Annotated in this window: 10 protein-coding genes; 5 read left to right on the top strand and 5 right to left on the bottom strand. The window is 73.4% G+C overall.

What is annotated here, in order from left to right:
• Positions 1-49: 49 nt before the first annotated feature.
• Positions 50-616, bottom strand: coding sequence for a DinB family protein (locus tag V2W30_RS12995; protein WP_425244530.1), 567 nt, complete (start codon positions 614-616; stop codon positions 50-52).
• Between the two features lie 146 nt (positions 617-762).
• On the opposite strand from V2W30_RS12995, the gene V2W30_RS12990 reads away from it, so the two are divergent.
• A complete protein-coding gene (locus tag V2W30_RS12990) occupies positions 763-1,155 on the top strand; it encodes a hypothetical protein (RefSeq protein WP_338696275.1) in 393 nt (130 codons plus the stop codon).
• Positions 1,156-1,170: 15 nt separating this feature from the next.
• Here the strand turns inward: V2W30_RS12990 and V2W30_RS12985 are convergent, their stop codons facing one another.
• The gene (locus V2W30_RS12985) at positions 1,171-2,601 is read right to left on the bottom strand and encodes an MFS transporter (RefSeq protein WP_338696273.1); all 1,431 of its coding nucleotides are present in this window, start codon (positions 2,599-2,601) and stop codon (positions 1,171-1,173) included.
• 101 nt (positions 2,602-2,702) lie between these two features.
• On the opposite strand from V2W30_RS12985, the gene V2W30_RS12980 reads away from it, so the two are divergent.
• Positions 2,703-3,617 (top strand): helix-turn-helix transcriptional regulator, encoded by a 915-nt coding sequence (locus V2W30_RS12980; protein ID WP_425244529.1) that lies wholly within the window; start codon positions 2,703-2,705, stop codon positions 3,615-3,617.
• Here V2W30_RS12980 and V2W30_RS12975 read toward each other — a convergent pair.
• A complete protein-coding gene (locus tag V2W30_RS12975; protein ID WP_338696271.1) occupies positions 3,601-5,070 on the bottom strand; it encodes an MFS transporter in 1,470 nt (489 codons plus the stop codon). The two genes, V2W30_RS12980 and V2W30_RS12975, sit on opposite strands and share 17 nt — an antisense overlap.
• 123 nt (positions 5,071-5,193) lie before the next feature.
• On the opposite strand from V2W30_RS12975, the gene V2W30_RS12970 reads away from it, so the two are divergent.
• Together V2W30_RS12970 and dusB are read left to right on the top strand one after the other, a co-directional pair.
• Complete coding sequence (locus V2W30_RS12970) at positions 5,194-6,099, top strand: helix-turn-helix transcriptional regulator (protein ID WP_338696270.1); 906 nt, start codon at positions 5,194-5,196, stop codon at positions 6,097-6,099.
• A gap of 76 nt (positions 6,100-6,175) precedes the next feature.
• Entirely contained in the window at positions 6,176-7,309 is a 1,134-nt protein-coding gene (gene dusB, locus V2W30_RS12965) for a tRNA dihydrouridine synthase DusB (protein WP_338696268.1), read from the top strand.
• A gap of 98 nt (positions 7,310-7,407) precedes the next feature.
• Here dusB and V2W30_RS12960 read toward each other — a convergent pair whose 3' ends face one another.
• Positions 7,408-9,366 carry a glycogen debranching N-terminal domain-containing protein gene (locus V2W30_RS12960; RefSeq protein WP_338696266.1) on the bottom strand — a complete coding sequence of 653 codons (1,959 nt, stop codon included), beginning with the start codon at positions 9,364-9,366 and terminating at the stop codon, positions 7,408-7,410.
• Complete coding sequence (locus tag V2W30_RS12955; protein WP_425244528.1) at positions 9,366-10,721, bottom strand: MGH1-like glycoside hydrolase domain-containing protein; 1,356 nt, start codon at positions 10,719-10,721, stop codon at positions 9,366-9,368. The genes V2W30_RS12960 and V2W30_RS12955 overlap by 1 nt, the downstream gene beginning before the upstream one ends.
• A 113-nt stretch (positions 10,722-10,834) precedes the next feature.
• Here V2W30_RS12955 and V2W30_RS12950 point away from each other — a divergent pair, with 113 nt between their 5' ends.
• Positions 10,835-12,037, top strand: coding sequence for an ROK family protein (locus V2W30_RS12950; protein ID WP_338696265.1), 1,203 nt, complete (start codon positions 10,835-10,837; stop codon positions 12,035-12,037).
• The last annotated feature ends 336 nt before the right edge of the window (positions 12,038-12,373 follow it).

Genomic DNA, 12,373 nt, shown 5'->3' with positions numbered 1-12,373 from the left:
TCATCTGTCATGCGTGGTGCGTGGTGCGTGGGGGGGGTGCGGGCAGGGGTCAGACGCCGACCGTGCCGTCGATGCGCTCCCGGAGGAGATCGGCGTGGCCGTTGTGGCGCGCGTACTCCTCGATCATGTGGATCACCACCCAGCGCAGCGACACCGTGCCCCGCCAGGCATCCCTGCCCGTCACGTCCAAGTCGGCGGCCCCGGCGAGGAGTTGATCGGCGAACTCCGCCTCCGCGCGCCACGCGGCCCAGACGGCGGCCGGGTCCGCCGCTGCCGCGTCGTCGAAGTCGCCCTCCGGGTTGTCGGGCGTGGAGTACAGGTTCGGGGCGTCCTGGCCCGCGATCGCCCGGCGGAACCAGCGCCGCTCCACATCGGTCACATGCCGCACGAGCCCGAGCAGGGAGAGCGTCGACGGCTCCACCGACGCGGTCGCCAACTCGCCCCGCAGACCCGCGCACTTGAGCTCCAGCGTGGCGCGCTGCGCGGTGAGGAACCCGGCGAGCATGCGGCGCTCGTCGCCGGTGGCGGGGGTGGTGAAACGGGCCTCGGAGCCCGCGCCGGGGAAGAGTCCGACGCGGCGGGTGACGGCGGACGGATCAGGGATGTCGGTGGTCATGCGGGTGACAGTAGGCAGGGGCGGCGGTCGGCGTCCGGCGGACGCGGGGCGCGCGACCGGGCGCGCGTGTGGTCAACTCCCGCCATGAAGGCTTTCGTCGGGCTGCTTCTCGCCCTGATCGGTGCCTGCTCGTTCCTCGGACACGGGTGCGGCGCGCTGGGCCGGGGCTGCGGCCGCGCGGGCTCGCCGCGCTGGCCGCCGCGCTCACCTGCGCGCTGTACGCGTGGGGTCTGCTCCATGTCGTCGGAGCCGTGCTGGACGCGGAGGACGGCGGGACGGACTCGGCGCCGCCGCGGCCGTGCCGGTCCGCGCCCCGGGCCGTGGCGCCCGGATACCTCGACCATCACGTCGACCTCCTGCCGCTGCGGTTCGTGTGCGACACCGAGAGCGCCGGCGGCGACACCGCCGACACCGTGCCCCCGTACGTCAATCCCGCCCTGCTCGTCACCGGGCTCACGACCGTCGGTCTCGGGGTGTGCGCGGTGGTCGCCCACGAACGCGACGAGCGGCGCCGTGCCGCCGTCGCGGGCGCTCGGTGAGGCCCGTGCCTCCCGTCAGGAGACCGTGCGGGGCAGGCGGAGGCTGAGGGCCACCGTCAGGGCCACCGTGGCGAGTTGGGCGACGAGCGTCACCAGGAGCGCGTCACGCATCCCCATGCCCGGCGCCAGCGAGAGGAACAGGGAGCCGAGCGTCGCCACGCCCAGGGCGAGCGCCGCCTGCTGGGTGGTCGTCATCACGCCGCCGCCCACGCCCGCCCGCGCCGCGGGCACCTCGGACAGGATGATGCGGAAGAGGATGGGGAGCTGGAGCGCCTGCCCCGCTCCGGCCAGCGCCGCCCCCGGCATCAGCTGGACGACCCCGAGGTCCGGCCAGGTCCGCCACGCCGCGACCGCGATCAGCGCGAGCCCGGCCGCCTGGAGCAGTCCGCCGGCCGTGACGACCCGCGTGCCCCAGCGGGCCACCAGGCGCGGACCGGCCAGCGACGTCGCGAAGAACACCGCGGCCATCGGCGCGAGCGCCAGGCCCGCCGCCGTCGCGTCGAGGTGCTCGCCCTGCTGCAACGCCACCGCGATCACGAACATGAAGCCCGAGAAGCCGATCGAGAACGGCACGACCATGATCAACCCCCGTCGCAGGGACGGCAGCCGGAAGAGGGACGGCGGCACCAGCGGGGTGCGGCCCGCCCGGTCCTCCCGGCGCTCCACCGCGTAGAAGAGGTACGCGAGCAGCGGGAACGCCGCGAGCGACAGCCACGTCCACAGCGGCCAGCCCGCCGCCCGGCCCTCCGTCAGCGGGGCGAGCAGCGCGGCCAGGGCGAGGGCCAGCAGGACCGTGCCGGGCACGTCGACCGGCTCGGGGCGCGGCGAGCGGGTCTCGGGCACCGTACGGGCGGCGAGGACCAGGGCGAGCAGCACCACCGGCACGTTCACCAGGAACACCGAGCGCCAGCCCGTGCCGAACAGATCCGCGGAGACCAGGACCCCGCCGAGCACCTGGCCCGCCACCATCGACAGACCGGCCGTCGCCCCGTACATGCTCATGGCCTTGGCGCGGCGCGAGCCTGCCGTCGTCGCCTGGATCGTGGCGAGGACCTGCGGCAGCATCGCCGCGGACGCCGCGCCCTGCGCGACCCGTGCCACGACGAGCGTCCCGGCCGTCGGCGCGAGGCCGCAGGCCAGCGAGGTCAGGCCGAAGGCGGCCATGCCGCCGAGGAAGAGCCGGCGGCGGCCGAGCAGATCGCCGAGCCGCCCGCCGAGGACGAGCAGCACGGCGTACGCGATGCCGTATCCGGCGACGACCAGTTCCAGGACCGGTTCGCTCGCGGACAGATCGCGGTCGATGGTGGGCAGGGCGACGTTGACGATGAAGAAGTCGATGAGGGGGAGTGCCGCGCCGAGCAGCACGGTGAACAGGCCCGGTCCGGTCAGCGCGGTGCCGGGAGCGGCGGACCGCCCGAGCGTCGGGGACTGCGTGGTGGTGGTCATGGCATCGAGCGTCCACCTCTTCCCAAAGGGGTACCAGAGTGTTCTTATCCTGGTAGAAGAGGTACCTGGAAACAGGCTCGGCGCGGGTGCAGTCTGGAGGCATGACCACCATGACGCAGGACGCCGCCCTCGCGCGGGGCGAACGGGGCGACCGGAGCGAGGGGGACGCGCGGCCCGCGGAGATCCGGCGGCACGAACTGGCCGGGTTCCTGCGCAGCCGCCGCGAGCGCATCACGCCCGAGGACGTGGGCCTGCCGCGCGGTGCCCGCCGCCGCACCCCCGGCCTGCGCCGCGAGGAGGTCGCGCACCTGTCCGCGGTCGGCGTCACCTGGTACACCTGGCTGGAGCAGGCCCGCGACATCCAGGTCTCCGCGCAGGTCCTCGACTCCCTGGCCCGCACCTTGCGGCTCGACGTCAGCGAGCGGGCCCACCTCTTCGGCCTCGCCGGGGCGATCGACCCGGCCCCGGCGGCGAGCTGCGCCCGGCTCACCCCCGAACTGCGCCAGATGCTCGACCAGTTGGACCCGATGCCGGCCTGCGTGCAGAACGGCCGCTACGACATCCTCGCCTACAACAGCACCTACCGGCTGCTGCTCTGCGACCTCGACGAGATCCCGCCCGAGGACCGCAACTGGATGCTGCTCGCCTTCACCCACGAGCAGTGGCGCTCGGCGATCGTCTCCCTCGACGACGTCCTGCGGATCATGGCCGCCAAGTTCCGTTCGGGCATGGCCGACCATCTCGCCGAACCCACCTGGAAGTCCGTCCTCAACCGGCTCCTCGACGAGTCCGCCGAGTTCCGCGAGGTGTGGGAGCGCCACGAGGTGGTGCGGTCGGTGCCCAGCAAGGTCAAGCACTTCCTCAACCCGCTCGTCGGACCGCTCGCCGTCGTCCACACCGATCTGTGGCTGGGCCGGGACTGCGGGGCGCGCATGGTCACGTACACCCCGGCGGACGACGCGACCCGCGCCCGCCTCGACACGCTCAGGGAGCTGTCGCTCAGCCGGAGCTCGTGAGGTCGGCCTCCGCGCGGACCTCGGGCTCCGCCAAGCGCCGGGCCGTGCGCCGGGCCGTCTCCTTCGCCCACCGCCCGCTGGTCAGCGCGCCGAGCACCAGGACCGCCAGACCGCACCCGGCGATGATCCACCAGCAGGTCCGGCCGGCATCGACGAAGGAGTCGGCGTACGAGGATCCGGCGACGCCCGACGCGAGGACCGCGCCGATGACGGCGACACCGAGGGTCTGGCCGATCTGCCGGCTGGTGGAGGCGACGGCCGCCGCGACCCCGGCCTGGGCGCGGGGCATCCCGGAGACCGCCGTGTTGGTGATGGGCGCGTTGACGAAGCCGAAGCCGATGCCGAACAGCACGTAGGCGACGAACAGCGACCCGTTCGAGGTCTCCGCGTCGAACGCCGCGAGCAGCACCCCGCTCGCCGTCATCGTGACGCCCGCGACGAGCAGCGGCAGGCGCGGCCCGCGGCTGCCGACGAGCCGGCCCGACAGGGGCGCGCACACCAGGGCCATCGTCGCCATCGGCAGCATCCACAGGCCCGCGTGCAGCGCGTCCAGGCCGCGTACGTCCTGGAGGTACAGCGTCGACAGGAACAGGAAGCCGCCGAGCGCCGCGAAGGCGCTGACCGCGATGACGGTGGCGCCGCTGAACGGGGCCGAGCGGAAGAACCGCAGGTCGATCAGGGGTTCGTCGCGGCGCGGCTCGTAGGCCAGGAGGCCGGTCAGCGCGGCGACGGCGATCGCCGCGAAGACGATGATGCGCGTCGAGGTCCAGCCCGCGTCGGGCGCCTCGATGATCGCGTACGTCAGCGAACCGAGCAGCGCGATGATCAGGACCTGGCCGACCGGGTCGGGGCGGCGGGCCTTCGGCGCACGGGACTCCGGCACGTAGCGGAGGGTGAGCAGCAGCGCGGCCAGGCCGACGGGCAGATTGACCCAGAAGATCGACCGCCAGCCGATCGAGTCCACGAGCAGGCCGCCGACGATCGGTCCCGCGGCCATCGAGATGCCCACGACCCCGCCCCAGACGCCGATGGCGCGGGCCCGCTCGCGCGGGTCCGTGAAGGTGTTCGTGATGATCGACATCGCCACCGGATTGAGCATCGAGCCGCCGACCGCCTGGACCATCCGGAACGCCACGAGGGCCTCCAGGCTCGGCGCGAGCGAGCAGGCCACCGACGCGGCCGTGAAGACGATCAGCCCGATCGTGAAGACCTTGCGCCGCCCGATCCGGTCGGCGGTCGAACCGGCCAGCATCAGCAGCGACGCGAGCACCAGCGTGTAGGCGTCGATCGTCCACTGCATGCCCGACAGCGTGGCGTCGAAGTCCTTCGCCATGGACGGCAGGGCGACATTGAGGACGGTGTTGTCGAGGCTGACGATCAGCAGGCTCATGCAGCAGATCGCGAGGACGAGCATCCGCCGCCGGTGGGTCAGGTCAGAGGGCGCGTCGGGCATGCCTCCGACGGTATCCGGAACGCCGCCGGGACGGGTGTGTGAGGTCATGCCCCTACCGTCGCCGCCCGCTCAGCCTGGTACCAGAGTCTCCTTATCGTGTTACAGGCAGTACCTGGCACCAGGATGAGCGGCGAGGCATCCTGGGGGCATGACGACTGCCGCGACCGCCGCAGGGACCGCGTCGGCGGACGGTCCGCGCCGCGCCGAGCTGGCCGCCTTCCTGCGCAGCCGCCGCGAGCGCATCACCCCGGACCAGGTCGGCCTGCCCGGCACGGCCCGCCGCCGCACCCCGGCCTGCGCCGCGAGGAGGTCGCGCACCTCGCCTCGGTCGGCATCACCTGGTACACGTGGCTGGAGCAGGGCCGCGCCATCAACGTCTCGGCCGGCGTCCTCGACGCCATCGCCCGCGCCCTGCGGATGGACCCCACCGAGCGGGCCCACGCCTTCGCGCTCGCCGGGACCACCGACCCGCGCGCCACCCCGGAGAGCCCCGCCGTCACGCCCACGGTCCTGCGGCTGCTGCGCCGCCTGGAGCCGTACCCCGCCGAGGTGAAGAACGCCCGGTACGACATCCTCGCCCACAACCGGGCCTACACCGACGTCTTCGGCGACCCCGCCGAGCACGAGCCACGGCACCGCAACGCCCTGTGGCTGATGTTCATGAACGACCGCTGGCGCGTGCGGTTCCTCGACCGCGACGTGATGCTGCCCGAGCTCCTCGCCAAGTACCGCAAGGCGATGGCCGAGCACGTCGCCGAACCCGCCTGGAAGACGCCGGTCGACGAGCTCCTCGAAGCGTCCGAGGAGTTCCGCGCACTGTGGCGGCGGCACGACGTCGCGCCGATGGTCTCGCACGTCAAGCGCTATCTGCACCCTGACCCGGAGGTCGGCCTGCTGCGCCTGGAGCACCGCCACATGTGGCTCGCCCCGGACAGCGACGCGTACCGCGTCGTCGCCTACCTCCCGGCGGACGACGAGACCGCGGAGCGGCTGGAGAAACTGGCGGCGTCGACGGCCCCGACGGGGTGAGCGCGGGGAGTGGGACAATGGATCCTTGCCCGCGCCCCTCGAAGGTGTAGTCGTACGTCTCCGGAGACCCGCCCCGATGACTCAGCAGCCTCTTCACGTCGGCCCGCACACCGTGCAGCCGCCCGTGGTCCTCGCCCCCATGGCCGGGATCACGAACGCGCCGTTCCGCACCCTGTGCAGGGAGTTCTCGGGCGGCAAGGGCCTCTTCGTCAGCGAGATGATCACGACGCGCGCCCTGGTCGAGCGCAACGAGAAGACCATGCAGCTCATCCACTTCGACGCGAGCGAGAAGCCGCGCTCGATCCAGCTGTACGGGGTCGATCCGGCGACCGTCGGCAAGGCCGTCCGCATGATCGCGGAAGAGGACCTCGCCGACCACATCGACCTGAACTTCGGCTGCCCGGTCCCGAAGGTGACCCGCAAGGGCGGCGGCTCCGCGCTCCCGTACAAGCGGAACCTGCTCCGGGCGATCCTCAAGGAGGCCGTCTCGGGCGCCGGTGACCTGCCGGTCACCATGAAGATGCGCAAGGGCATCGACGACGACCACATCACGTTCCTCGACGCGGGCCGGATCGCCGTCGAGGAGGGCGTCACGGCGATCGCGCTGCACGGCCGCACCGCCGCGCAGCACTACGGCGGCACGGCCGACTGGGACGCCATCGCCCGCCTCAAGGAGCACGTCCCGGAGATCCCCGTCCTCGGCAACGGCGACATCTGGTCCGCCGACGACGCGCTGCGCATGGTCCGCGAGACCGGGTGCGACGGGGTCGTCGTGGGCCGTGGCTGCCTGGGCCGGCCGTGGCTCTTCGCGGACCTGGTCGCGGCGTTCGAGGGCCGCGACGAGCGGGTCCGCCCGACGCTGCGGGTCGTCGCCGACGCGATGGTGCGGCACGCGACGCTGCTGGGGGAGTGGATCGGGGACGAGGCGCGCGGTGTCATCGACTTCCGCAAGCACGTGGCCTGGTACCTGAAGGGGTTCGCGGTCGGCTCGGAGATGCGCAAGCGGCTCGCGATCACCTCGTCGCTGGACGAACTGCGCTCCGGGCTGGACGAGTTGGACCTGGAGCAGGAGTGGCCCGCCGGCGCGGACGGCCCCCGGGGCCGCACGTCGGGCAACAACCGGGTCGTGCTCCCGGACGGCTGGCTGAAGGACCCGTACGACTGCGCGGGGCTGTCCGAGGACGCGGAACTGGACACGTCCGGGGGCTGAGCGGTTCTGCGCCGCCGCTCCCCTGAGGTGGCGCAGAGAGTGCGCCTCTCAGGGGAGCGCGCGACCAGCCACGACGGCGCAGCGGTCGACCGTGAACCTCAGCCCCCGACGGCGCTCAACAACGCCAACGGCGCCGCAGCCGACCGCGACTCACGCACACATGCGTACGGATACGGCACCGGCTCCGGATACGCCGACCGTGCGTACCCGGCGATGACCTCCGGCAGCCGCCCTCCGCAGGCGACCGCCGCCGAGACGAGCCCGCCCGCCACGACCCGCGCCTCGTCGTGCAGCCCGTACCGCGCGAGCCCCAGCGCGATCAACGCGTTGTCGTGCGGCCACACCGACCCCCGGTGGTACGACAGCGGGTGGTACGCCGCCTGGCCGGAGGCCACCGTACGGACGCCCCACCCGGAGAAGAAGTCCGGCTCCAGCAGGCGCCGTCCCACCGCCTCCCCGTACTCCTTGTCGAGCAGCCCGGACCAGAGCAGATGCCCCGCGTCGGAGGCGAGCGCGTCGACCTGCTGCCCGTTCCCGTCGAGGGCGAGCGCAGGGAATCCCCGGTCCTCCATCCAGAAGTCCCGCAGGAACCGGTCCCGCAGATCCGCCGCCGCCTGTTCCAGCAGCTCCGCGTAGACCACGTCGTCCCAGACGGTGCGGGCGAGGACGGCGGTGCGCCGCAGCGCGTCGTACGCGTACCCCTGCGCACCCGCCGCCATCACGGGCCCCGTCGCCCGGCTCCCGTCGGCGGAACAGATCGCGCCGGGGGAGTCCTTCCAGTTCTGGTTGGCGAGGCCGCCCTGGTCGGCGCGGTACACCAGGTACCCGCGCGACGTGAGCCCGCCGTGGTCCAGCATCCAGCCGACCGCCGCCCGCGCGTGCGCCTCCAGGCGCCGGGCCGGCCCGAGGTCCGCGGTCTGCTCCGTATACGCGCCGAGCAGCACCAGGAACAGCGGCGTCGCGTCGACCGAGCCGTAGTAGCGGCCGAACGGCACCTGCCCGAAGTGCGCGAGCTCCCCGTGCCGCACCTCGTGCACGATCTTCCCGGGCTGCGCCACCGCCCCCTCGACCTGCTCGGTCGCCTGCGTCGCGGCGAGCACCGGCAGGGTGGCCGCGGCCAGCTCGGGCCGGTAGGGGAGGGCGAAGAGCGACGTCAGGAGCGCGTCCCGGCCGAGCAGTGTCAGGAACCACGGCACGCCCGCCGCGGGCACCAGATGCCGCTCCCCGTCGGGCCCGGCCGCCGGGACCCGGAGCACCGCCAGGTCGGCGAGCCCGCGCGCGCACGCGTCGGCCAGCTCCGGCCACGCCCCGGGCAGCTCCACCCCGTCGGCGAACTCCCTCACAGCGGTGGCCAGTTCGGCGGCTGCGTCCTGCGGGCTCGCCGCGACGGCGTCCGTCTCCCGCGCGCCGTGCGGCCGCGCCACCACGCGCAGGTTCAGCTCGGCGCTGCCCTGCGACTCCAGCTCCAGCGCCCACACGAGCCGCCGAGCGCCCGCCCCGGTCTCCTCGACGGCGTCCGGTGCGGGCTCGCTCGTCACGGTCGTCGACGAGCGCCAGTCGCCGCGCGTGTACGTGAACCCGACGCCGTCGTCCAGGACTTCACGCCCGCGCACCGCCCCGAGCTTCGTGTACGTGCGGTGGCCGGCGCGCAGCTCGAACTGGTCCGTGAAGTCCGCGTCGACCGTCAGCGCGAGGCGCACGGTCGTCGGCACCGGCCGGTTCGACACGATCCGCAGCCGCTCCACGAACGTCCCGTCACCGACGGCCTGTTCACGGAAGAGCGTGTACGCGGGCGGCTCCTGGCGTCCGCCGCGCGGCACGAGCACACAGCGGGCGACGCCCTCGTCCTCGTACGTCATCGGGGTGAGCACCTCGGGCGCCGCGCCGTCGACCGTGAGCTGCCAGCGGCACAGGTGCCGGGCGTCCCGCACGAAGAGGCCCTCGGGCGAGGTCCCGCCGCGCACCGCGGTGAGCCCGCCGGCCGCGTCCATCGACGCGAACGTGCCCGCCCGCACGAGGAGTTGGCGCGTCTGTCCGTGCGTGTGTCCGTCCGTCATCACAACGTCCCTTCCCGAGGGCCCAGCAAGTCCAACGTCAGAGCGGCCGTCCAGCCGAAGCCGCGGGCGCCGCAGCCCGCCCCCGTGTACGGGTCGACGTACTCGGCGAAGTCCGAGGTCCCCGCCACCTCCAGGAGCGCGGCCCGCAGCCCCGCGGCCCGCGCGTGCTCGCCGTGGAGGTTCAGGCCGCGCTCCAGAAGCCAGTTGGTGTTGAACCAGGCGGGCCCGCGCCAGTAGCGGTGCGGGTCGAAGGCGGGCCCCTCCAGGTCGTAGCTCGGCGCCAGGCGTACGCGGTCGCCGACGCCGAAGTGCGGCCCGCACGCGGTGCGTACCAGGGCGGCGACCACGTCGCGGGGCAGCGTGGGCAGGATCAGCGGGAGCAGCCCGGAGATGCCGCGCTCACGGATGAGACCGCCCGCGCCCCGCAGGTCGCGGCAGAAGAACAGGCCCGCCTCCGGGTCCCACAGCCGCTCCACGAGCGCCGCCGTCAGCCGCTCGGCCCGCGCGTGCCGGGCCGTGCCCGCCGCCCCCAGCTCGCAGGCGATCCGCGCCAGCGCGTGCTCGGAGGCGGCCAGCAGCGCGTTGAACGCCGGGTCCTCGACCGCGAACTCCCCGCCCCCGTCCGCGTATCGGCGATCCCGGTAGTCCATCGCGAGACGTACGTACCGGCCGTAGTCGAGGTCGGTCGGCCGGTCCTCCGCCGCGCCGTGCTCCAGGTCCGCGCGCCGGAACGTCCGCGGCGGGGCGGGGGAGACGCGGCTCAACGGGGCGTCCCAGCAGGGGCTGTTGTCCATCCCCTGCTCCCAGGGGTGGACGACGCAGACGAGGCCCGCGCCGCCGAGGTCGCGGCGGTGCAGCAGGTAGCGGTGCCAGGCGGCGAGGCCCGGATAGACGCGCGCCAGGAACCCGCGCTCGCGCGAGAGGGCCGGGTCGGCTCGGTGCACCAGCCAGGCGGCGAGCGCGTGCACCGGCGGCTGCACGATGCCGGACGTCTGCTGGGTGAGCGGGGCTCCGGCGGCCCGGCCGGCGGTGGAGGAGCGCCAGAAGTCGGGGCTGGGGAAGTACGCGTCCAGCGGGATGGCAGGGTTGAACACGATGTGCGGGATGCGGCCGTCGCCCCACTGGGCGCCGAGCAGCGTCTCCAGCTCCAACTGGGCGCGTAAGGAGGAGACATGGCGCAGGCCGATGGCGATGAACGCCGAGTCCCACGACCACTGGTGAGGGTAGAGCGTGCGCGAGGGGACGGTCGACGTGCCGGTCCAGTTGGCTTCGAGGACCCGCGCCGCGCGGTCGCGCAGCGTGTCCCGCTGGACGACGGCGACCGGGGATCCGCGTCGCTCGGTGGTGTGCTCCACATGCTCTCCCGCGGGCTGCCGGTTACGCGGAAGGCAGCATAGGGTTACGTCTGCTTAACATGCAAAACCTAGAATGTAACGCGCAGTTGATGAACGCAAGGGGGTTGGCGGCCATGGCGGGGAACCAGGCGAGCGCCGGAGATCTGCTGCACCTGGTGCGCAGCGGACGGGCGACCACGCGCGGCGCTCTCCAGGAGGTCACGGGCCTGTCCCGGGCCACCGTCGGACAGCGCCTCGACCGGCTCTTCCGCGCGGGCTGGCTGCGCGAGGGCGCGGCCGGACCCGTCAACTCCCGCCTGGGCGGCCGCCCTTCGATCCATCTGGAGTTCGACGACGCGCACGCGGTGGTGCTCGCCGCCGACCTCGACACCCGGCACGCCCGCGCCGCCGTCCTGAGCCTGAGCGGCGAGGTCGTCGCCGAACACACCGGCACCCTCACCGTCGAGGACGGACCCGAGGCGGTCCTGCCCCAACTGGGCATCTGGTTCGGCGAGTTGCTGAAGGCGACCGGCCGCGCGGCCGACACGGTGTGCGGCATCGGCCTCGCCGTCCCCGGTCCCGTCGACATCGAGACCGGCCGCGTCGTGCAGCCCCCGATCATGCCGGGCTGGGACGGCTACGACATCCGGGGCCGCCTCGCCCGCGCCGCCGCCGAACACGCGGCGACCGCGCCCGACGTCCCTGTGATCGTCGACAACGACGCCAACCTCATGGCGTACGGGGAACAGCGCGCCGGCCACCGGGACTGCCGCGCCTTCGCCCTGGTCAAGGTCTCCACCGGCATCGGCGCGGGCGTCGTCGTGGACGGGTCGATCTACCGCGGGATCGACGGCGGCGCCGGCGACATCGGCCACATCCGGGTCCCCGAGGGCGCCGACGCCCTGTGCCGGTGCGGCTCGTACGGCTGCCTCGCGGCGGTCGCGAGCGGCCGCGCCCTCGCCCGCAGGCTCACGGAGGCGGGCGTGCCCGCGGCCTCCGGGTGGGACGTACGGGGGCTGCTCGCCGCCGGGCACCCGGAGGCGGCCCGGCTCGCGCGGGACGCGGGCCGCAGCGTCGGTGAGGTCCTCGCCACCGTCGTGACGCTCCTGAACCCCGGCGTTCTCATGATCGCCGGAGACTTGGCCGGAACTCCCTTCCTCACCGGCGTCCGTGAACTCCTGTACCAGCGGGCCCTGCCGCGCTCCACCGCCCGGCTCGACGTGGTGACCTCGCGGCTCGGCGAGCGGTCCGCGCTCATCGGAGCGGGAGCGCTGGTGGTGGAGGAGCTGTACGCCCCGGCGCGCGCCGAGCGGCGGCTCGCGGCGCTGGGCGTGTGACGGGCCCGTTTCGCCGCCGATACAGGCCCGCGCGGTGTCCGCATGCTGACATCGGGCCGTCCGAAGCCCGCTTCAAACGGCGTGATTCTCGCCACGCCTGATAGGGCTTGCGCTCACATGAGCGCGGAATCGTCGTCTGCACTTCTCCAACCCCTGGCACTGAGTGCCACTGCTCGATCATTTATGCAGTGAACGCACATGTGAGATTGCCGCGCTCATGTGAGCGATTTCCGGGGTCTACGGGGGTTGATCGTTCAAGACGTGAACGCGCGCTCTCGAAGGCGCCTACCTGTCGGTCACTTTCGATCTCCTGGCGGACGGGTGGTTACGTCCGTA

Source organism: Streptomyces sp. Q6 (genome assembly GCF_036967205.1).
In the GTDB taxonomy this organism is placed as follows: Bacteria; Actinomycetota; Actinomycetes; order Streptomycetales; family Streptomycetaceae; genus Streptomyces; species Streptomyces citrinus.
The sequence above is the reverse complement of the archived record's forward strand: the minus strand, read 5'-3'. Positions and strand labels throughout refer to the sequence as shown.

Bases quoted from the DNA above. Each gene is read 5' to 3' on its own strand.
- V2W30_RS12995 (WP_425244530.1), bottom strand. From the start codon at position 616: ATGACCACCGACATCCCTGATCCGTCCGCCGTCACCCGCCGCGTCGGA.
- V2W30_RS12985 (WP_338696273.1), bottom strand. From the start codon at position 2,601: ATGACCACCACCACGCAGTCCCCGACGCTCGGGCGGTCCGCCGCTCCC.
- V2W30_RS12980 (WP_425244529.1), top strand. From the start codon at position 2,703: ATGACCACCATGACGCAGGACGCCGCCCTCGCGCGGGGCGAACGGGGC.
- V2W30_RS12975 (WP_338696271.1), bottom strand. From the start codon at position 5,070: ATGCCCGACGCGCCCTCTGACCTGACCCACCGGCGGCGGATGCTCGTC.
- V2W30_RS12970 (WP_338696270.1), top strand. From the start codon at position 5,194: ATGAGCGGCGAGGCATCCTGGGGGCATGACGACTGCCGCGACCGCCGC.
- dusB (WP_338696268.1), top strand. From the start codon at position 6,176: ATGACTCAGCAGCCTCTTCACGTCGGCCCGCACACCGTGCAGCCGCCC.
- V2W30_RS12960 (WP_338696266.1), bottom strand. From the start codon at position 9,366: ATGACGGACGGACACACGCACGGACAGACGCGCCAACTCCTCGTGCGG.
- V2W30_RS12950 (WP_338696265.1), top strand. From the start codon at position 10,835: ATGGCGGGGAACCAGGCGAGCGCCGGAGATCTGCTGCACCTGGTGCGC.